Source organism: Micromonospora sp. NPDC005205, assembly GCF_040608275.1.
Classification (GTDB): Bacteria; Actinomycetota; Actinomycetes; order Mycobacteriales; family Micromonosporaceae; genus Micromonospora.
The window spans coordinates 13,739-34,075 of record NZ_JBEXHV010000014.1; the positions used below are offsets into that span (position 1 = coordinate 13,739).

Annotated in this window: 20 protein-coding genes; 10 read left to right on the forward strand and 10 right to left on the reverse strand. The window is 68.0% G+C overall.

The features are described from left to right. Nucleotides 1-192: 192 nt before the first annotated feature. Nucleotides 193-1,113: an acyl-CoA desaturase gene (locus ABZU43_RS23610; RefSeq protein WP_355008652.1), complete on the forward strand. Its 921-nt coding sequence runs from the start codon at nucleotides 193-195 to the stop codon at nucleotides 1,111-1,113. Between the two features lie 368 nt (nucleotides 1,114-1,481). Continuing rightward, complete coding sequence (locus tag ABZU43_RS23615; protein WP_355008765.1) at nucleotides 1,482-2,006, forward strand: aldo/keto reductase; 525 nt, start codon at nucleotides 1,482-1,484, stop codon at nucleotides 2,004-2,006. Nucleotides 2,007-2,124: 118 nt separating this feature from the next. Here ABZU43_RS23615 and ABZU43_RS23620 read toward each other — a convergent pair whose 3' ends face one another. After that, on the reverse strand, nucleotides 2,125-3,117 hold the full coding sequence (locus tag ABZU43_RS23620; protein ID WP_355008653.1) for a YafY family protein: 993 nt from the start codon (nucleotides 3,115-3,117) through the stop codon (nucleotides 2,125-2,127). Between the two features lie 23 nt (nucleotides 3,118-3,140). Between ABZU43_RS23620 and ABZU43_RS23625 the strand changes: the two genes are divergently transcribed. After that, entirely contained in the window at nucleotides 3,141-3,629 is a 489-nt protein-coding gene (locus ABZU43_RS23625) for a VOC family protein (protein WP_355008654.1), read from the forward strand. 131 nt (nucleotides 3,630-3,760) lie between these two features. Here ABZU43_RS23625 and ABZU43_RS23630 read toward each other — a convergent pair whose 3' ends face one another. The 8 genes from ABZU43_RS23630 to ABZU43_RS23665 form a co-directional block, all read right to left on the reverse strand. Then, entirely contained in the window at nucleotides 3,761-4,996 is a 1,236-nt protein-coding gene (locus ABZU43_RS23630; RefSeq protein WP_355008655.1) for a hypothetical protein, read from the reverse strand. Between the two features lie 180 nt (nucleotides 4,997-5,176). Beyond that, nucleotides 5,177-6,205 carry a hypothetical protein gene (locus tag ABZU43_RS23635; protein ID WP_355008656.1) on the reverse strand — a complete coding sequence of 343 codons (1,029 nt, stop codon included), beginning with the start codon at nucleotides 6,203-6,205 and terminating at the stop codon, nucleotides 5,177-5,179. Between the two features lie 290 nt (nucleotides 6,206-6,495). After that, nucleotides 6,496-7,542 carry a hypothetical protein gene (locus ABZU43_RS23640; RefSeq protein ID WP_355008657.1) on the reverse strand — a complete coding sequence of 349 codons (1,047 nt, stop codon included), beginning with the start codon at nucleotides 7,540-7,542 and terminating at the stop codon, nucleotides 6,496-6,498. Between the two features lie 74 nt (nucleotides 7,543-7,616). After that, complete coding sequence (locus ABZU43_RS23645; RefSeq protein WP_145780037.1) at nucleotides 7,617-8,189, reverse strand: sigma-70 family RNA polymerase sigma factor; 573 nt, start codon at nucleotides 8,187-8,189, stop codon at nucleotides 7,617-7,619. A 313-nt stretch (nucleotides 8,190-8,502) separates the two neighbouring features. After that, nucleotides 8,503-8,733 (reverse strand): hypothetical protein, encoded by a 231-nt coding sequence (locus tag ABZU43_RS23650; RefSeq protein ID WP_355008658.1) that lies wholly within the window; start codon nucleotides 8,731-8,733, stop codon nucleotides 8,503-8,505. Nucleotides 8,734-9,122: 389 nt separating this feature from the next. Continuing rightward, a complete protein-coding gene (locus ABZU43_RS23655) occupies nucleotides 9,123-9,725 on the reverse strand; it encodes a SigE family RNA polymerase sigma factor (protein ID WP_355008659.1) in 603 nt (200 codons plus the stop codon). A gap of 34 nt (nucleotides 9,726-9,759) precedes the next feature. Next, nucleotides 9,760-9,993, reverse strand: coding sequence for a hypothetical protein (locus tag ABZU43_RS23660; RefSeq protein WP_355008660.1), 234 nt, complete (start codon nucleotides 9,991-9,993; stop codon nucleotides 9,760-9,762). An 894-nt stretch (nucleotides 9,994-10,887) separates the two neighbouring features. After that, nucleotides 10,888-11,427 carry an RNA 2'-phosphotransferase gene (locus ABZU43_RS23665; RefSeq protein WP_355008661.1) on the reverse strand — a complete coding sequence of 180 codons (540 nt, stop codon included), beginning with the start codon at nucleotides 11,425-11,427 and terminating at the stop codon, nucleotides 10,888-10,890. 218 nt (nucleotides 11,428-11,645) lie between these two features. Between ABZU43_RS23665 and ABZU43_RS23670 the strand changes: the two genes are divergently transcribed. The 4 genes from ABZU43_RS23670 (at nucleotide 11,646) to ABZU43_RS23685 (ending at nucleotide 14,578) form a co-directional block, all read left to right on the forward strand. Next, on the forward strand, nucleotides 11,646-12,410 hold the full coding sequence (locus ABZU43_RS23670; RefSeq protein WP_355008662.1) for an ATP-grasp domain-containing protein: 765 nt from the start codon (nucleotides 11,646-11,648) through the stop codon (nucleotides 12,408-12,410). An 82-nt stretch (nucleotides 12,411-12,492) separates the two neighbouring features. Next, a complete protein-coding gene (locus tag ABZU43_RS23675) occupies nucleotides 12,493-12,858 on the forward strand; it encodes a VOC family protein (protein ID WP_355008663.1) in 366 nt (121 codons plus the stop codon). A gap of 245 nt (nucleotides 12,859-13,103) precedes the next feature. Beyond that, nucleotides 13,104-13,775, forward strand: a complete 672-nt coding sequence (locus tag ABZU43_RS23680; protein WP_355008664.1) for a nucleotidyltransferase domain-containing protein — start codon at nucleotides 13,104-13,106, stop codon at nucleotides 13,773-13,775. Next, nucleotides 13,775-14,578 (forward strand): nucleotidyltransferase domain-containing protein, encoded by an 804-nt coding sequence (locus ABZU43_RS23685; RefSeq protein WP_355008665.1) that lies wholly within the window; start codon nucleotides 13,775-13,777, stop codon nucleotides 14,576-14,578. The genes ABZU43_RS23680 and ABZU43_RS23685 overlap by 1 nt, the downstream gene beginning before the upstream one ends. A 77-nt stretch (nucleotides 14,579-14,655) precedes the next feature. On the opposite strand, the gene ABZU43_RS23690 is transcribed toward ABZU43_RS23685, so the two are convergent. Beyond that, the gene (locus ABZU43_RS23690) at nucleotides 14,656-17,478 is read right to left on the reverse strand and encodes an immunoglobulin-like domain-containing protein (protein ID WP_355008666.1); all 2,823 of its coding nucleotides are present in this window, start codon (nucleotides 17,476-17,478) and stop codon (nucleotides 14,656-14,658) included. A gap of 725 nt (nucleotides 17,479-18,203) precedes the next feature. Here ABZU43_RS23690 and ABZU43_RS23695 point away from each other — a divergent pair. From ABZU43_RS23695 to ABZU43_RS23705, 3 genes are all read left to right on the forward strand, one after another. Further along, nucleotides 18,204-18,929 (forward strand): flavodoxin family protein, encoded by a 726-nt coding sequence (locus tag ABZU43_RS23695; RefSeq protein ID WP_355008667.1) that lies wholly within the window; start codon nucleotides 18,204-18,206, stop codon nucleotides 18,927-18,929. Nucleotides 18,930-18,996: 67 nt separating this feature from the next. Then, nucleotides 18,997-19,938, forward strand: coding sequence for a DUF5996 family protein (locus ABZU43_RS23700; protein WP_355008668.1), 942 nt, complete (start codon nucleotides 18,997-18,999; stop codon nucleotides 19,936-19,938). Between the two features lie 71 nt (nucleotides 19,939-20,009). Next, nucleotides 20,010-20,315, forward strand: coding sequence for a GNAT family N-acetyltransferase (locus ABZU43_RS23705; RefSeq protein ID WP_355008669.1), 306 nt, complete (start codon nucleotides 20,010-20,012; stop codon nucleotides 20,313-20,315). The last annotated feature ends 22 nt before the right edge of the window (nucleotides 20,316-20,337 follow it).

Below are 20,337 nucleotides of genomic sequence, written 5' to 3' on the forward strand. Positions count from 1 at the left end.
ATTGCGTGCCTGCCCGCTCGTGGCTCCTGGCGGATCCCGAACCTGACCTGAGCGGTCGCACAGGGAGTGGCGAGAGTGAGTTATTCGGATCTTGGTGCCCGTAGCGACCGTGGCAGCGCGTACGCCGAGCTGTCTCGCCTGGTCCGAAGTGCGGGTCTCCTCGACCGTCACCCGCGCCGCTACGCGGCCCGGGTGACGGTTCTGTTGGGCGGCCTCGTGCTGATGGGCGTGGTGTTCGTTCGGCTCGGGTCGTCGTGGTGGCAGACGGGCACAGCGGTCGGCCTCGCGGTACTGCTCGCGCAACTGGCGTTTCTCGGCCACGACGCCGGGCATCGACAGATCTTCCGCTCTCGCCAGGCGAACGACGTGGTGGGCATGGTCTGTGCAAACCTGATGAACGGAATTAGCTACGGATGGTGGGTCGACAAACACAACCGCCATCACGCCCATCCAAACACCGAAGGTCGCGACCCCGACATCGTCGTGGCTCCGCTGTCCTTCACCCCGGGGCAGGCCGCGACGCAGCGCGGCGTGAAGGCGCTGTTCGTCCGCCATCAAGCGGCGCTGTTCTTCCCCCTGCTGATGCTGGAGGGTCTGCACCTGCACGGCGCCAGTGTCCGGGCGGTCATCAGCCGCCGCGGACTCAGGCATCGACCGGCGGAAGCCGGACTGCTCGTCCTGCACTTCGGCGGCTACCTCGCAGCCATATTCCTGGTCCTGAGCGTTCCCCAGGCGATCGTGTTCATACTGGTCAATCAAGCCCTCTTCGGGCTCTACCTGGGTAGCTCCTTCGCCCCGAACCACAAGGGGATGCCCATCCTGACCGAGGCCGACGACCTCGACTACCTACGCCGACAGGTCCTTACCTCCCGCAACGTGAGCGGCGGCCGGCTCCTCGACGCCCTCCTCGGCGGGCTCAACTACCAGATCGAACATCACCTGTTCCCCAGCATGCCCCGGCCGAACCTGCGCCACGCCCAGCCACTGATCCGCCAGTTCTGCACCGAACAGGGGGTCGCCTACCACGAAACCACCCTGATCCAGTCCTGGTCGCAAGGACTGGCACACCTGCGAACAGTCGGGTCCGCAGCGACCCGCCTGGGCAACGACTGAAACCGTGTCCGCGCCTCCCACACTGCCCGCACTCATGACCCGCCGGGCCGCAGGCCGTTGACGACGATCGCGAGCACACGGTCGAACTGGGGGCGATTTTCCGCAGGCGCTCATGGCGACCAGGGCCTGACAGATGCCGCGCCGCTCGGTGGCCCATGCGGCGAACCGGCCCATCCAGATGTGTAGCGCCCGGTCCGGTGGCTGGCTGGCCAGCAGGGCGTGGGCGTCCTCGTGTAGCGGGCGGATCTGGTCGCGGTAGATCTCTTCGACCAGGTCCTCGCGCGTCGGGAAGTGGCGGTAGAGGGTGGCGCTGCCGGCCAGTTTCTTCTGAAACTGCGCACCGGTGAGGTCGGCGCGATGCTGCCCAGCTGGCCGCGGTACAGCTGGAGTACAACCTGATCGAACGCACCGCGGAACGCGACCTGCTTCCCATGGCCCGGGAACTGGGGCTGGGAACGGTCCTCTGGTCACCACTCGCCGGCGGGGTGCTCACCCGCAGATACAGCCGCCAAGACCTGGCCACGCCAGATGCCACAGCCGCCGAAAGCGCCCGTAAGAGCTTCAATCTGGCACTCGGTGGGGTCACCGAACGCAACCTCGCGATCGTCGACGTGGTCAAAGAGATCGCCAGCGACCTGAACCGCACGCCCGCTCAGGTAGGCCTGGCCTGGACCCTGCAGAACCCCGCGGTGACCTCCCCAGTCATCGGTGCCCGTACATCAGCACAGCTACAGGAAAACCTCGGCGCACTGGAGGTCGAGTTCACGCCGTCGCAGCTCACTCGGCTCGACCAAGCCAGCGCCATCGAGCTCGGCTTCCCGCACGCGATGCTCGCCAGCGACCACATCAGAGCCCAAACCCGTGGCGAAATCACATTCGCAACCCACCGCTGACACCACGGCGCGATTCGGATGAGGGCCGGCGTCGGCGAGCCGGTAGCCGTAGGGTTGCCGGCTCGCCGAGGTGTCGGCGGCACCTCGATCTGACGTACGACTGTCCAGCGCACGGCCATCACGGGCTGCCGTTATGCGTGAGGCGGACTCCACGGGCGGAGGTCGTAAGGCGGTCGGCGAACGCGACGACGAGACCGCGGAGGTCATCCGGTCGCTCGATGACAAACGGCCGGTCGAGCGACGCGAGCACCGGAGGCAACCAGTCGAGCCGCTCCGCCCACAGCTCGACGCGGAGCCAGCGCTCGGTCTCCGGATCTGCATCTTCCCCGGACGGGGACTCCTCCACGCTCGCGACGCTGGCGGGAAATCGGGTGCGGATCTGCTCGACCGTCCCCTGGATCCACAGTGTCACTTGATGCCGGTACGGAGCCTTGGCGAGCCCTGAGAGGACGCGCTGCGCCGGATCGAGTCCGGCGGGCGGCTCGAACGCGCCGGGCAGGGTCCTCGCGTCTGCGATGCGATCCAACCGGAACGTCCGGTCTTCGCCGATCTCGGGATCCGCGCCCGTTACGTACCACCGGCCCGAATGGGCGACGAGCCCGTACGGGTGCAGCGTGCGTTCGCTGTGCCGCCCGTCGGCGGCGGTGTACTTGATCGAGACCGGCCGACGATGGTGCACGGCATCGGCGAGAGAGAGCACGATCACGGTCTCCGGGACGGCGAACTCGCCGGGCGGAGCCGTGAAGGTGAGGGATTCGAGCACAGTGTCGAGCCTGTGGGCGAGCCGCTTGGGCAGTACCCGCCGGATCTTCGCCGCCGCCGTCTCACTCGCCGTGCCCGTCGCCGTCGTCAACCCCGCTCGGCGACCGGCGACCAGGCCGAGCAGCACGGCGAGCGCTTCGTCGTCGCCCAGCATGAGCGGAGGCATGCGGTATCCGGAAGCGAGCCGGTACCCGCCGTAGCGGCCGCGCACCGACTCGACGGGCACGTCGAGCTCGATCAGGTGGTCCACGTACCGCCGCACGGTGCGCCCGTCGACGCCGAGCCGGTCGGCCAGTTCGGCCACCGTCCGGCTGCCGCCCGACTGTAGGAGCTCCAGCAGAGTGAGCACGCGAGCGGTAGGTCGAGCCATGCGTGGAACGTAGCGCAAATGTGGACCGTTTCTGTCCGGTATTGGTCCTAGCATGCGAGCTGGAACGGCTCCACCGGAACAAGGAGATCACCATGAACTTCGTCTCGACCCGCATCATCACGGACGACGTCGCACGCCTCGTCGACTTCTACGAGCGAGCCACGGGAGTGCAGGCGAGCTGGGCCAACGAGGACTTCGCCGAGATCAGGACCACCTCCGCGACCCTCGCGATCGGCAGCACCCGCACCGTCCCGCTGTTCGCGCCTGGCGCCGCCCGTCCGGCCGACAACCGTACCGTCATCATCGAATTCCTCGTGGACGACGTGGACGGTGCGCATCAGAACCTGGCCGGCTTCGTCGAGAACTTCGTCAACGAGCCCACCACGATGCCCTGGGGCAACCGGTCGTTACTGTTCCGCGACCCCGACGGCAACCTCGTCAACTTCTTCACCCCTGTGACCCCGGCCGCCATCGAAAAATATGCTCGCTGACGACAGTGCAGCCTCCGACAGGCACCTCCGGCAGGCCGGCGTACGGGCGCGCGTTCGCGGCGTTGGGCGGTCAGAACGTCGCGGTGGTGTGCGGGCGGCGTCAGTCAGCACACCGCCCGCACAGGCTTCTGTCAGGTGCCGGCGACCACGACGACGGCGCCCGTCGCCGCCTCGATGCGGTGGATCGGGTCGAACTCGGCGTAACTGCTACGGTCGGAACAGGTGACGCTGCCCTCGGCGACGAGGTCGTTCGTTGCTGAGGTGGCGGTGTTCCACCTGGTCACCGGCCCGCCCGAGTCACCGCCGAGTACGGGACCGTCCTGCGCGTGTCCGGTGACGGTGTCGACCTCCACCACCGGGGAGCCGCTGCATCCGGTGTTGCCGGTGTCGGTGACCCTGCCGTACACCAGGCCGCCGTTGGAGCCGGAAATGTAGACGGCGGAGCCGATGGCGGGCCACCCGGTCAGCTTCGCCGTGACCGGGTTGGCTGTCGACGTGTCGCGCTCGCCGAACCAGGAGTACCGGCTGAAGTAGGCCCCGTTCTCGCCGGCGACCATGGAGACGTCCGTGCCCAGGGCCAGGTAGTTCGAGCTGACGCGGAGGTTCCAGCCGCCGTTGTGCCAGAAGGTGGTGCCATTGGCACCGCAGTGCCCCGCGGTCGTCACCCAGTTGCTGTTCGTTCCCCCGCGAGTCATCCGGAAGCCGGTCGTGCAGTACGCGTTCACGCTACGCGGGTTGTCTCCCGCAGCGGTGACGTTGTAGTTGAACATCGCCAACCCGCCGTAGTACGGGATGGTGTCAACCCGGCGGCTGGCGGGCGTGATCCCGGCCTGCGAGACCGATACCCGGGGAGTCACGCCGGTGGCCTTGACGGCGGCGGCGGCGAGTGCGTCCGCGTCCCCGAAAGCGTGGATGACGACCTCTCCGGCCAGGCGGTCCAGCTTCACACGGTCAACGCTGTCGGCGTGGGAGCCAGCCCAGGCGCGGCTCTTTGCCAGCCGCTCGGCTGCGGCCTCCAACCGCTTGATCGGCACCGCGGTGGTCTCGAACCGGACCGGTACCTCTCCCGCCTGTCGCGAGCGGGAGCCGACCGCGGAGCGAAGCCGGGCACCTTCGGCGTTCTGTACCTGGCGGACGACCAGTTGACCGGTCACCTCGTCGAAGTAGGTGCCGCCCGCGCCGTCGGGGTGCGCGGCGGCAGCGGCTTCCAGTCGGTGGAACTGCGCGGTCATCGCCTCGACGTCGACTGCTGCGGCAAAGCCGGGTTGCGGGGCCGGCCCGGCCGAAGACTCCTTCGCCTGAGCGGGGGACGATGTGACCGCGATCGTGGTGACTAGGCAGCAGAGCAACACCATGCTTTTACGCATGGAGCCTCCTTAGTGGAAGGTGCCCGGATGGTGCGGTGATCGTATAGTCCCGATCGCGGCGGCGATGGCCCACGCATTGATAAACGACATAGTCTGACTTGTTTCATTCGTCCAGACACGAAACGGGTCCAGGGCCCCCACGCGGGGGGCTCCTGGACCGGTGTACGACCGCGCGACCCGTCAGAAAATGTTCATGGCGATGCCGTTCGTGAGCGACGTGGTGCTCTGTACGCCATCGATCTTGATCGGGTTGCCAGAGACGTGCTGCACGAAGACCCGCATGATGAAGTTGCGGGTGCCGCAGGTCGGGTCGACCGGGATGCCGGACAGGGCGAAGTTCGTGACGTAGTGGTGCGCGTCGTCGCGGATCGTCTTGCGGGACGTCGCCGTGCTCGTCGTGCGACAGGTGTGCGCCGTCGTGTCCAGCTGGATCATCTCGAAGCGCACATCCACCACAGCGTTCGTGCCGCGCGGCATCTCGTAGGCGTCGACGCTGCTGCTGCACGAGGCCGTACCCGTGTAGCAGGTAGTGAGCTCGAGATTGGCCAGCGCCTGGACGCTGGTGGCGTTGCTGTGCGCGTTCCACTTGTACACGGGCGTGCCGTCGTTGTAGAACACCCAGGCCGTGGAGGTGCCCGCGCCGACGTAGGTGCAGGTGCTGGACGTTCCGGTGCTGTTGCAGGAGGGGTTCTGCCACCAGCGTGCGCCCACCTGGTTGGTGTCGCTCACCTCGAGCCAGGTGTTGGTGGCGACGGCGGTCAGATGGTAATCGGTGAGCGAGCTGGAGGCCGTGTATCCGTAGAGGCCGCAGGTGTAGGTGCCGGCCGACGGCGCGGTGAACAGCAGGTCGGCGTAGATGGGCAGATGCCCAGGCATGGCGTAGTACGTGGTGTCCGAGCCCTCGTGGTTGCGGGACGACGTTGAGGTGGTGCCGACCACGGTGCCGCCCGCGTCCACGCACTTGAGCGTGTTGTTCATCGCCACGATCTGCGTGACGCTGCTCGTCGCCTCAAGACGGCCCCGTACGTGCCTCGACTCTCCGGCCGAGAGCGTGACCGTTCGGCTCAGCAGGCGCTCCTCGACTCTTGAGTAGAAGTTGTTCCCGCTCGTCAGCGTCAGTCTCGTCACCGGCCCCGCATCCGCCTGCGCGGGTTGCGCGGAACCGGTGATGATCAGCAGCGCCACGAGCATGCTGAATGCTTTCCGCACGTATCGGCTCCTTCAGAGTTGAGGGAAGGCACCCGGGAGGGTGCCGCGTCGGCCGAATTGCCGGCCATGACCCGAATCGGACCGCAGTTCGAGGCGAGTGAATGTTAATGCCGGCTGATGCCCCACATGGTCCGTACCAGCCGCACGGTGAGCAGCCTTCCGTCGGGTGAGCATTGGCCGTGCGAACAACAGAACGACGGTGCGGGCCACCTCCAGGTGGCCCGCACCGTTATCGAACGCTGGGCGCGTTACGCCCGTCTGCGGAAAGCTGTTGGGTTCGAGTTCCCGGCCTACAGGTCGGCCGTCGTCACGCGGGAGGATTCGTACGTCGTGAAGGACCGGGGGAGGCCGGGCACGGTGGAGACGTTCTTGACCAGCATGCCGGTCGTGGCGTCGATGGTCAGCACCTCGCTGACCTCGCCGCCGAACACCTCGGGACCGGCGGTGATCGTCAGCGTGGCCTTGCCGTGGGTGGTCGAGTCCTTGACGCTGACCGCGGCGATGGTGGACAGCAGACGCAGCACACCGGCCCGGACCTGCGTGTTGCCGTCGCCAGCGGACAGCGCTTCAGTGCTGTACGTCCACAGGGCGTTGTCGAAGTGCCGCTGAACGGCCTGGGGGGTGTACGGCTTCGGCTTGGCGTTGCCGCCCTTCTGCTTGATGATCACCTGGGCGTCCGCCTGCTGCTTGTCCCACACCGCCTTCTGCGCTGCGGGGTCGAGGCCCACCAGCGGGTCCTTGGCTGCCTTGAGCATCTGCGTCCGGCCGTCGGCCGGGCTGCTGTCCGCCGCGGCGACGGCTGCCTCGAGGAGCGGAGCGTAGCCGCCTTCCGTCATCTGATCCTGGTGACGGACGATCGCCCGCTTGATGTCCTTCACGCTGTTGCCCGTATAGATCGCGTGACCGTCGGTGTACAGCGTGTACACGACCTGCATGGTCTTGGTGCCGTGGACCTGCGTCGCCTTCACCAGCCACGCGTCGCCCGCCGACGGGGTGAGCGTCTTGATGGACCCGGCCAGGGTCATCAGCGGCGCGCGCTCGGCGGACCGGTCGACGGTGGTCGAGCTTGAGGTGGCGGCTGGCGAATCCTTGCTGGCCTCCGTGCCCCCGGTCGCCGACGAGTTGAGCACCACAGCGACGACTGCCGCCGCGGCGGCAACCCCCACCCCGGCGCCGATGCCCATTCGGCCCGCGATACCGATACGGCGGCGGCGCTGCTCCCGCGTGGTTGTCGTCGTTTCCATGGTTGAAGTCGCCTCCATAGTCGTGTCCTCCGCTGATACCGCCCCCAGCAGCCGCACGGTTCCGGGGTCGGCCATAGCCGCCCGCAGCACCATCCGCGCCCGCTGATACGCCTCCGGGCGCAGTGGTTCTGCGCTGCCCAACGCACCGACCAGATCGAGCTCGTCGGTCATCGGTGTCTCTCCTTCGCGCTGTTGCGGTCCTTCAGAAGCGCGGACACCCCCGGGGCGTCGCGCAATGCCGTCCTGGCCTGGCTCAGCAGCCGCCGCGCGGTGCCGGCCGGTATGCCGAGTGCCCGCGCGGCGTCGGCTGCGGTCAGGTCCTCCCAGGCGACGAGCCTCAGGACCTCCCGCTCTTCGGGTTTGAGCCGCGTCAGGGCCGACCGGAGCACCGCCCGGGCGTCCACGCCGAGGTCCACCGCCGACCACGGATCCCATCCAGTTGCCACGTCCGGTACGTCCGCGACCAGGTCCTCGGCCGGCCGGGATCGCCAGTAGCGCCGCAAGCGATTCAATGCCACCCCGTACAGCCACGGCCGCGCATCGTTGTACGACCGGTCGTACGAGCGCCGCGACTCGAACGCCGCAACCCACACCTCGCCCAGGAGGTCCTCAGCCGCATCCCGCCCCGCCCGGCGAACGAGGTACGAACCGACGGCGGCCTCGTGACGCTCGACCACCTCTACGAAGGCGTCGACATCGCCATCCAGCGACCGGCCTATCAAATCCGCATCCGAAGCCATGGCCCTCCTCGGCAAAAATCCGCGCTTCAACCTGACATTGCCGATCAGCCGGGAAAGTGTTCAGGTGCCGAGGTCCGACGGCGAGCCGTGTTGTCGCCTCACCTGCTCCGCGGATTGGCCGCCGAAGTCAATCCCAGGTCGCCCCGCCCGGGTCCGCGGCATCGCCGACACCCTCACCGACATTCTGCGCACCGCCCGCGCCACCGGCTCGACCCCGGCCGCCGCCGCCAGGTGGGGGAGGCATCGTCGGGCTTTCGAGCCAGGCTTGGCCGGCCGCCACAGTGTGCCGACAGCGGCGACGATTCGTCGCTGCTCAATAGCAGAACGGTGGCGGGTCGTCCGGGTCCCTGGTGATGCCCAGGTCCGCGCAGTTGAACGCGCTGCCCTCTCCATGGATGCGCCACCCCCGGCTCGGCGTGTACCGGAAGAGGTACAAGCCGTCGCCCTGCTGCTTCGGGTCCCAACCGGTCGCCCAGTCCTTCCAACACTCCACCTTGTCCGGGCTGATCCGGTAACCGTCCGGCAGACCGGGGACGCGGTTCAAGGTCGCCGCCGTTACCGGGCAGCCATGGTCGGGCCGCCCACTCGCCGTCGTCCTCGAAGGCCGTGCTGGAGATGTCGACCCCGACGGTGGTGGCGATGACGCCGACGGTGTCGGCGAGGCGGACGTCGGCTCCGTCGAGGGCGGGGGGACGGGGACAACCGTCGGTGGATCGGTGGCCGGCGGCGCTGGAGGACCAGAGATTCGGCCGCTCACCAGCGTCGCGGAGGCGACGATCGCCAGCACGCCCGTGGCCGCGGCGACGCCCCTCGTGACAACGCTGCGCCGGCGCAGCCGGCGGGACTCGTGCAGCGCGCGCTCATACAGGTCGGTGCTTCCGCCGTGCTCCGCCGTATCGGTCATGACGCCGCGCAGCCGGTCGAGATCGTCGGTCAACGGGGGACTCCCTTCGTCTCCGTCGCCGACAGCAGCTCGGGCGCGATCTGTCGCATCCGCGCCAGCGCCTTGCTCGTCTGGCTCTTGATCGTGCCGATCGAGCAGGAGAGCACCTCGGCCGCCTCGGCCTCGCTGCGGTCCTCGAAGAAGCGCAGCACCAGCACCGCGCGCTGGCGGCGAGTGAGTTGATCCAGCGCCCGGAGCAGCGACAGTTTCAGGTCGGAGCGACCCGCGTGGTCGCTGTCCGGGTGAGCCCGGTCGGCGAGTTCTCCAAACAGGTTCTCGGCAACCCGGGTCCGTCGCCAGCGGCGGACATGCAGGTGGTACATGACGGTGCGGGTGTACGCCTCGAAATGTCCGCCGTCAGCGAGGCGACCCAGCGCCCGATGGGTGCGCGCCAGCGCGTCCTGCACCAGGTCCTCGGCAAGGTGCCGATCACCGGTCAGGAGGAAGGCGCTGCGTTGCAGCGCTGGCGTCCGGGCTCGGACGAACGCGCAGAACTCGGCCTCAGCCGGATCCTCCGGCCCGGCTCTGCTGCTCGTCGCCGGGACAGCCCGACGCGCCGTTGGTTCGGCCACCATCGCTCCGCTTCTCGTCATCGGAACAACACCCGCAATCGCGAACTTCCACCGGTCACCCGTTGCGCCACGAGCAGAACGGTGGCGGGTCGTCCGGGTCCTTCTCGATGCCCAGGTCGCCGCAGTCGAAGGCGCTGCCCTGTCCGTGGATGCGCCAGCCCTGGCCCGCGGTGTACCGAAAGAGGTACATGCCGTCGCCCTGCTGATTGCGGTTCCAGCCGAACGCCCAGCCTCTCCAGCACCCCACAGTGTCCGGGGTGATGCGGTCGCCGTGGGGTAGCCCGGGCACGCGGTTCAGGGTCGGTGCGGTCACGGGACAGCCGCCGTCGGGCTGCCTGCTCGACGGCGACGGCAGTGCCGGAGGTGTCGACGGCGATGCCGAGGGGGTCGACACCGACGGCGGCGGGGTGGTGGTGATCGGGGCGGATGCCGTCCCGGGCGGGATCGAGGGGGGTGCCTCGGCGACAGGTTGACCGTCGGAGCAGCCGGCCGAGGCGACCGCGACGAACGCGGCGGTTACGAGGATGCGTGGTCCGGTGTGGAGAGCCATACCTGGTGACAGACCCGCCGCGCCAGAAAGGTTGCCGTCAGCTGACGAGATCTTCGCCCACCGGCTCGGAGCGCAATCCAAGCGTGATGTGTGGGGACAAACTCGCCGAAGAGATTGGGCGCCTCGAAGCCCGCCCGCAGGGATCGCCGTACCGGTGCTGCGCCAGGCTTTGAACAGGGATTTGAGCTGACATCGCGCACGCCGCGCTGGTCTGGATCGCCGCCGTCCCGGCGCTCAGGGCGGGAGCCGGTGGAACCTGGGAGGGCGATCACGCTTGATGCCACACCAACTGCGATCGCGATGACCTGGCTGCTGATCGCTCTTTCTCCTCCCCGCCATCGTCTTCACACCAGTGCGGAGAGTCGGATGCTGGACGATCGGTGCGACGGCCACGTTCCACCCGTTGCGTCTCGGCGCGATAGACGGTCAGCCGGTCTCGGTGGCGAAGGGGCCGCCGTTGCCGAACGCGAGTCGCGCGACGTTCTCGGCGATACGGCGATGTCCGGCAGAGTCGGGGTGCAGCCCGTCGGGCAGTGGGAGTTCGGCGTAGTCCGCCTCGCCGTACAGGTCCCGTCCGTCGAGGTAGTGCAGGTTCGGGTCATCGGCCGAGCGCTGCCCGGGCCAGGCCAGGGCTCAGTCGAGCAGATAGCTGGCAGGGACCGCGTCGGTCAGCCAGACACCGTTCGCGCTGCGGTGGAACACGTGCCCGTCGGCGGCCATCGCCGCCGCGTCGACGGTGAGGATCACGACCCGACCGGCTCGCCGGGCGCCGACCCGATGGGCGGTCTCGGTGTCGGTGGAGAGATGGACGTGGTGCCGGCCGCCGCGGTGCAGGCCGGTGGCCCGGATCGACTCCAGCGCGTCGGCGCTGGTGCCGTGATAGAGCCGGTCCGGTGGGGTCACCGAGGGCAGCCCGAGGTCCACCGGGACCGAGTGGCCCTGGTTGGCCCGGATCCGCAGCACCCCGTCGGTGCCGCGCTCGACAGCGAACCGCTGCTTGTCGTTGCTGGCGACGACCGCGTCCAGCTCGGCCCGCTCGATCCGTAGGGCGGCGAGCAGAGCGTCGACGGGAGTCCAACCGGCGGGGTCGAGCACCAGGCCGGCCCGGCCGGGGTCGTGCCGGAGGGCCTTCGACAACCGTTTGCTCAACTTCACCAGGTGCTCGCGTTCCACTGTGGCATTGTGGTCGATCCCCGGTGGTCGAATCGAGAGGTTTTCCGACGACACCGAACTCAGGTCTTCTGCCGCACCGCGGCCCGGACATGGTTCAGCCGGCCGCCAGGGGTTGAAGCGGCTACCACGAAACCACCCACATCTGTCGAAGATAACCGCTACCGGGCGCCTGATAGCCGCTGTGATTGTGACGGCGTATCGGGGCAGGATCATCAGCCGTGACACTTGTCCTGCCGCCGCGTCTGACGGCCTCGGCCCGGAGCCTGCGCGACGCCGCTCATCGACGCGGAATACGCACCGTCGAGCTCGGCTCTTTCGACGTGCCCGCCGGACTGCGTGCTGATCACCTTCATGCGGGACCGAGCTTCGCCGACGTTGTCGCACCGTTGCTTGGGATCGCGCCGCTGGAAGCGGAACCTGGTTGGCTGACTGGGCTTCCTCGTGAACTTACCCGCCGCGACATCACCCTGGTCGCCATCGGCGAGGCCTACGAGCTCCGTCGACCGGCGTTCATCAAGTCGCCGAATGACAAGAACATCCCGGCGATGATCTACACGGATGGCTCCCGCCTGCCCGGCCCGGATGCTGTCGACCGGCGGACTCCTGTGCTCGTCAGCGACATCGTCGACTTCACCGCCGAGTACCGGCTACACGTGCTCGACGCTGTTGTCTACGCAGGCAGTCAGTACGCCGCGTACGGCCGATTGCACCTCGGCCCTCCGTCGACCGACGCGCTAGCCTTCGGCGCCGATCTCATCGCCGGCTACTGGCACACGTTGCCCTCCGCCATCGTTGTCGACGTAGGACTGGTGGACGGTCACTGGGCCGTGATCGAGGCAAACGCCGCATGGGCCAGCGGCGCCTACGTAGCGGATCCCGACCTGGTCCTCGATGTCGTCCTTCGAGCGGCAAGCCCAACGGCTTCGGTGACCGACCGTGACCGACAGTTCATCCGACGGCCTCAGCCGAGCGCTGCGCTCTGAGCCGTAGGTCCAAGCGGGTGTACTGAACTGCCGAGTCGAGTGCTCCCTGACAAGGCTTTGTGGCACGACTACGTTAGGGCCCATGACGACGACCTTGGGCCGATTTGCCGGCGTCACGATAGATTGTCAAGACCCACAGAAGCTGGCTGACTTCTGGTCCGCCGTGCTCGGCGGTCGGGTGACGGAGTCCCTACCCGGCTGGCGGCGAGTCATCATTACCGACGGCGGGCCGGTGTTGACGTTCCAACCCGTACCGGAGCCCAAGGTCGGCAAGGCGCGTCTGCACGTGGACATCGCTGTCGCCGACGCCGGTGAAGCGGTGGACCGGATCGGGGCGCTGGGCGGCCGGTGGACCGGCGAACGGCACGACTACCCGGAAGGCGCGGTTCTGGTGATGGCCGACCCGGAGAGCAACGAGTTCTGCGTCGTGCAGTACTACCAAAAATGACGTCCTAGTCCTCACTTTCCGAGCACCGCACTTGCCACCGGATCGCCAGCTGCGGGCTGCCGGGTCAGCGAGCCGTTTCGCGGTGTCGTGAACTGCCGGAACGCTTCGGACCGCTCACCACACTCTCCGATTGCTTCGCGCCACCACGGCATCGGCGGTCAGGTCGTCCTCACTTCGGGGTCACCGACGCTGAGTGTTCGAAAAGGGTGGCGCGTGCAGGGCGTTGATTGGGTAGCGTCCCGGGCGTGATCGAGCTTGTCGAGCGGCATACGGCCCTCGCCGTTGTGGTCGGGTCCCGGGCGTACGGGCTGCACGACCTGGCCTCCGACTACGACCGCCGTGGTGTGTATGTAGCGCCCACACGGGCGTTCTGGCACCTCGACAAGCCGCCCACCCACCTCGACGGTCCGGCGGCGGAGCAGTTCTCCTGGGAGTTCGAACGCTTCTGCGTCCTGGCCTTGCAGGGCAACCCGACAGTTCTGGAGGTGCTCTGGTCCCCGCTGGTCGAGACGATCACCGTCGACGGGGAATGGTTGCTGGCAGCACGGCGGGCGTTCCTGTCGAGGCGGGTGGCCGAGACCTACGGCAACTACGCCAGGGATCAGCTCAACCGAGTGGCGGCCCGCCGCGAGCGGACCGGCGAGACGAATCACAAGCAGGCAATGCACATGGTACGGCTGCTGATCGCCGGGGCGCATGTGCTGCGTACGGGGGAGGTGCTGGTCGACGTTAGTCACCTGCGCGACCGTCTGCTCGCGGTGCGGCGCGGCGAGTTGCCCTGGGATGAGGTTGCCGCCTGGGCGGCGGACCTACTTGTCGAGCTCGCCGACGCGACCGCCGCCACCGTGCTGCCCGATCAGCCCGACCAGATTGACGTGGATCGGCTGCTCGCGGCCGTACGGGAGAGGAACCTGTAGTGACCACCGAGGTGCCGCCGTGGGCCGCCGAGGCAGCCCGCGACCTGCCCCGTCCGCTGCTGTTCGCCACCGTCAGCGGCGCACATCTGTACGGATTCGCGTCCATCGACTCCGATCTGGATCTGCGCGCCGTGCACCTGCTCCCGGCCGAGGAGGTCGTCGGGTTGCGCACCGGTCCGCAGACGTTGCAGCACATGGGCGTGCGCGACGGCGTCGAGTTGGACGTGGTCAGCCACGATCTGCTGAAGTTCGTCAAGCTGTTGAACAGCCGCAACGGGTACGTCCTGGAGCAGCTGCTGTCACCGCTGGTGGTCCTGACCACTGCGGTGCACGCCGAACTCATCGCCGTGGCCCCGCGACTGGTCACCCGTCACCATGCGCACCACTACCTCGGTTTCGCGGCCACTCAGGAGAGGTTGTACGCCAGGACCGGGCAGCTCAAGCCCGCGCTCTATACGCTGCGGGTCCTGCTCACCGGGATCCACCTGATGCGGACCGGCCGCGTAGAGACGAACCTTGCCGTGCTGGGAACGAGGTTGTCGTACGTACCGGATCTCATTGCCGCCAAACGGGAGGCCGAGCATGGCCCGCTCCCCGCGGGCGTTGCAGGGTGGCTCGCCACCGACGTGTCGCGGCTGCGCGCCGAGCTGGAGACGGCCCGGGACACCTCGGTGTTGCCCGAACGCGCAGATCCGGCAGCCGTTAAGGCCCTGCACGACCTGGTGGTGCGCACCCGACTGCACGGGCTCCCCACCAGGGTCGTGAGTCAGCGGACTGAGGTCGGCCGGATGTCCGTCATCTGAGACACAGGCCCCACGGGCAGTGGGCGGGCGAGGTCGATCTCGCCCGCCCACTACTGGGGCGCGTCTCGTCGGGGTGCCTACTGCTTCCGTACCGTCAACTTCTGGTAGTCGGCGGCGTAGGGCTGATAGGTCGGGTTGCCGGAGTAGGCGACGTGGACCCGGTAGGCCCCGGGGTGCAGGTCGGCGGTCTGCAGTTCGACGACGGCCCTGCCGTGCGCCAGTGGCACGACGTACGCGATGCCGCCGAAGGTGACGGTGACCTCGCCGGTCGGGGTCGGAGGGTGGTGCTTCGGTCCGCCCGCCGGCCCGACGGTCACGTTCAGTGTGAACGTGTCCCCGCGGACAACCGACGCCGGCGTGGCCTTCGCCTTGACCTTGACGGCGGCCGGGCCGGAGGGCACCTCGAACGACGCCGTACCTTCCGACGCCTTCAGGTAGTCGAAGCCGAGGTATTCGGCCTTGACCGTCCGGGCACCCGCGGGCAGACCCGTCGGCAGCGTGACGCGCGCCGCACCGTCGCTCAGGTGGGTGAGCTTCGACCACGAGCCGATGCTGATCCGTACCTGACCGCCGGTCTCGAACCCGTCAGCTGCCGTGACCGTCACGGTGGCAGTGGTCGTCTGGGCCCCGCTCGCGTACGGCGCGACAGCCACCTCGGTGGTGGTGGTGACGTCGCTGTTCGGGATTCCGCGGATGTCGTTCCACTCGCGGACGGTCAGCGGGATCACGGTGCCGTGCCGGGGACGGACGACACCTGCGTTGGTCATCGTGATCGCCTTGGCGTTCCACGTGGGAGCCTCGATGTTCTCGTGACACGCGGCCTGGTACCCACCACCGTTCGTGTACCGGTCACCCCAGAGGTAGAACTGGCCGGGGCAGGCGGTGTCACCGGGGTTGGCCTTGAAGATGACCGGTCCCTCGTACCCCTGGTTGGCGACCCACGTCGTGCGCCCCAGAGCTGGCGCGACCAACGTCCAGTTGGCGATGTTGCTGTCCAGGAAGTCGGTGTGCTTCTCCGAGAAGATGTCCGAGCCCTGGTTGCCGGCCTCGTTCTTGGTCACCCGGTAGTAGTGGTCACCGACGCGGATCGCGGTCGTGTCGATCCGCGACAGCGGGGCCGGATCCTGCCAGACCTGGGGAGGGGAGAACGTCTTGAAGTCCCGCGTCGTGGCGTACCACATCTGCGCGTTCCCCTGACCGGTGCGGTTCACGGGGTCGTTCCACAGCGACTGGGCCCAGAACACTACGTAGGCGCCGAGCTCTTCGACCCACAGCGACTCTGGTGCGAAGGCGTTGCCCGCGTTGTCGGGCGCCACCTTCACGTGCCGCTGAGGGGTCCAGTTCACCAGATCGTGCGACTCGAACACCTCGATGTACTGAGTGTCGTTGATGGCGTACCCGCCCTGGTCGTACCAGTTCAGGTCGGTGGCGATCATGTAGAACGTGTCGCCGTCCGGGGAGCGGACGATGTGCGGGTCACGAAGCCCCTGGTCGCCGAGCTGGGAGATGAGTGACGGCCGACCTCCGGTCAGACCGGTCCAGTCCAGAGCGGTGTTTCCGTTGGAAGTGGCGAACATGATCTGCTCGCCGTCGGCGATTCCCTCTCCCTTGAAGTACCCCATGAAGTACCGCTCGTACTCCTCCGATCTCGGCATGGCGGTGATGGTCACCGGGAACGACTTCTCCTGCGAGGCCTTGCCCTTTTTGATGGTCGCCGTCAGGGTGGCGGCGACGTCCGCACGGCCGAAGGTGGGGCGGTTGACCACGCCCGTCGGGGTGACGAGGCCGGTGGTCGACCGCCAGGTGATAGTGGATCCGAACTCGCCGTTGGCGGCGAGGTCGAGGTTTGCGCGTACGCCGTCGGCGCCGTCCACTGTCAGATCGAAGGCGTCACGGTCGACAGCCTGCGCATCGTCGAACTCGGCCTTCACCACCACGGGGATCTCCCGCGTGGTGACCTCCTGTGCGCCCTTGCGGACAGTCGCCGTGAGCGTGGCTGTCGCGTCGGCCTGTCCCTGTGCGGGCCGGGTGATCCTGCCGGTCACCGCGACCTTGCGTGCGCTGGCGACGGCCGGCGGGGTGTTGACCTCGACGACGGACGGGTCGGAACTCGTCCAGGTGATGGCCGAGCCCGCCACGGAGCCGACCTTGGGCAGAACGAGGTCGTGTACGACCGCACTGGTGCGGCCGAGGTCGATGGCCGCGGCGTCGGCGCGAACGCCGTCGGAGACCGTCTCCTCTGCCAGGAGGAGTGTCTCGTCGAGACTCACGGCCCGGTCGTACACCCGGAAGTCCCGGATCGTTCCGCGGAACGAGTAGTGGCCCGCTGACTGCGAGCGACCGAGGAAGTTGCAGTTGGTCCCCGCGGCGTTCACCGACGGCGCGGTCGTCAGGGTCGTCGACGTCGCGTGCGGCACACCGTCGAGGTAGACCCTGCCGGTCCAGCTCGTTCCGTCCGAGTTCAGTGACTGGGTGTAGGTGACATGGGTCCACGCTCCCTCGAGCATGCGGGCCCGGTTCTGTTGGAGGTTCGTCGGACCCACCGCGACGCGGAACCGCTGGGTGTTCGACGCGAAGATGGAACCCTCGGCGCCGGTGTCGGCGTCACACGAGCCGGACTTACGGCCGAAGCCCCACATCTGGTGTTCGCCGACGTTCGCCGGGTCGACCCACACGTCGTAGTCCACGGTGAGGTTGGACATGCCGGCGGTGATGTCGTTCGGCAGCGCCACGTATGCGCCGTCGAGGGCGTTTTCGTAGGAGTCGGGGTTGAACCTGACTCCTTCGCCGGTCAGGGCCGCCTTCTCGGGATTCACGAGCGTGGCGTTCGCCGCCGCACCCGCGCTACCCGAGTTGACCAACGTCGTCCCACTGGTCTCGTCGAGGGCGAAGTGGTGCACCAGGCCTTGGGTGAGTTGCTCCTCGGCAGCGTACGAGGGCGTTGCCGCGATCGAGACCGAAACAAGCGCACCCAGTGCCAGGACCGCGACACCTCTGCCCTTCCGACTCCGCTCGAGACGTGGTCTTGGCTGTCGCAGTCTCAATTGATCCTCCTTGGCCGGGCGCGTTTGTCTCCAAACTGGACGGACTTGTTAACGCTAACTACGGGGTGCTGTCGGGTCAACGCGATGCGTTGCGGCCCGAGCCCACGCAGGCCCGTGAAGGGTCGGCTTGGCCGTTCGATGTCGCAGCCTGACGCTTGCGGTCTGGCACGCACGTGGCCTGCTGGTTCACGACGGGCGCGCCCCCCATCGCAGTGCGGACGCGCCGGAGGCGCCAGTGGCGTGGTGTCACGATCGCTTGTGACGTGGTGTCACTGTTCGCTCGCCGCTGAGCGCCGAATACTGGGGTGGTCACCGCACGATCGCCGCGTCACACCCGCGTCGATCGCGGCGGCCGCGGGGGCGCTCAGCGCGTGGGCGCTGTGTCCGGTCCGCCGTGGCCGACCTGTTGACCAGCCGATTCGGCGCAGGTCAGGACACACCACACTCGTTACGTTGATCCACGGGATGCGCCGCCGCGCTCGGGAGCTGGACGGTGCGTCGTCGGACCCTGCCAGGGTGCGACGCTCGTCGAGCCGACCGAGCTGACCGGGGGCGCGACCGACAACCAGGAAGGACCGCTGATGACCGCGTCGGTGATCGAGAAGCCCGACTTCACCGGGTTGCGAGCGATGTTCATCAACTGCACCCTCAACCGTTCCGCCGTGCGTAGCCACACTCAGGGGCTGATCGATCGCAGTGCGGCGATCATGGAGGCGAACGGGGTCGCCGTGGACCAGATCCGCGCCGTCGACCACGACATCGCCACCGGCGTCCGACCCGATATGACCGAGCACGGGTGGGACACCGACGAGTGGCCGGCGTTGCTGCCCCGGGTGCTGGCGGCCGACATTCTGGTCATCGCCGGGCCGATCTGGCTCGGTGACAACAGTTCGGTGACCCGTCGGGTGATCGAGCGGCTCTACGGTTACTCCGGGGTGCTCAACGAGCAGGGTCAGTACGCTTACTACGGGCGGGTCGGTGGCTGTTTGCTGACCGGCAACGAGGATGGCCTGAAGCACTGCGCGATGAGCATTCTCTACAGCTTGCAGCACATCGGTTTCACCGTCCCGCCGCAGGCGGACGCGGGTTGGCTCGGTGAGGTCGGCCCCGGGCCGTCCTACCTCGACGAGGGCTCCGGCGGGCCGGAGAACGACTTCACCAACCGTAATACCGCGTTCATGACCTACAACCTGCTCCACCTCGCGTCGATGATGCGCAGCGCGGGTGGATTCCCGGCCTACGGCAACCAGCGCACCGCCTGGGAGGCAGGAGTTCATCCGGACGCCGCCAACCCCGAGTACCGCTGACGCGACGACCGACCACGACAACGACCTCTGTCACCCTCTCGTGGCAGCGCCAAGGATGTGAGTAGTGATGACGAGCCCGGCAACGACGACCTGGCCGAGCCTGCGGGTCTCGGACTGGACCGCCACCCGTGACACGGTGCACATGTGGACCCAGATCGTGGGCAAGATCCGCATGGCACACGCTCCGTTTCTCAACCACTGGTGGCAGGTGACCCTGTACGTGAGCCCGCGCGGGTTGACGACGTCCGCCATCCCGTACGGGGCGGGTGCTTTCGAGATCGAGTTCGACTTCATCGGCCATCGGCTCGACATTCGGACCAGCGGCGGCGGCGCACGGAGCCTCGCACTTCGGCCGATGCCGGTCGCCGAGTTCTACTCGCGGGTCATGGCGATGCTCGACGAGCTCGGGATCGAGGCACCTATCCGGCCATACCCCAACGAGGTCGACCCGGCGATTCCGTTCGCAGAGGACCACGACCACGCCTCCTACGACGGCGACGCGGCCGCCCTGTTCTGGCGACAGCTGTTGCAGGCTGATCGGGTCATGGGCGAGTTCCGGTCGCATTTTGTGGGCAAGGTCAGTCCGGTGCACTTCTTCTGGGGTGGGATGGACCTCGCCTGTACCCGTTTCTCCGGCCGGTCGGCCCCGCCACACCCGGGGGGTGTGCCCAACTGCGGGGACTGGGTGATGGTCGAGGGCTACTCCCGCGAACTGTCCAGCTGCGGGTTCTGGCCCGGCGGCGGTGAGGAAGGCGCTTTCTACTCGTATGCCTATCCCGCACCCGACGGGTTCGCCGAGCGGCGGATCGGCCCCGACGGCGCCTACTACAGTTCCGAGTTCCAGCAGTTCCTCCTGCCCTACGAGGTTGCCCGCGCCGCACCGGACCCCGACCGCGCGGTCGCCGAGTTCCTCCGCACCACCTACGAGGCCGCTGCGGACCTCGGGCACTGGGACCGCTCCGCGCTGGAGGACGACCCCCTCCGGTGGCACCGCGGCCCTGCTCGATGAGGACCGAACACTGTGACGATCACGAGTACGCGGACAAGGTCGATCCCGGCACGCCGTATGGAGGACACGAGATGGTGGAAGTGACGGACGCTCCCGAGGCCAACCGGTACGAGGCCCGGGTCGACGGGGAGTCCAGGGTCGCCGGCGTCGCTCAGTACATCCGCACCGCAGAACTCGTCGCGTTCGTGCACACCGAGGTCTCGCCGGAATACGAGGGCAAGGGGGTCGGGTCGGCGCTGGCCCGCACTGCCCTGGACGAAGCCCGTGCCGCGCATCTGCTCGTCCTGGCCACCTGCCCGTTCATTGCGGGATGGATCGACCGGCATCCCGAGTACCAGGATCTGGTCTACCAGTCCCGCAGCAGGGTCAGCGACTGAACGCAGGGGCGTGGCGGTGCCG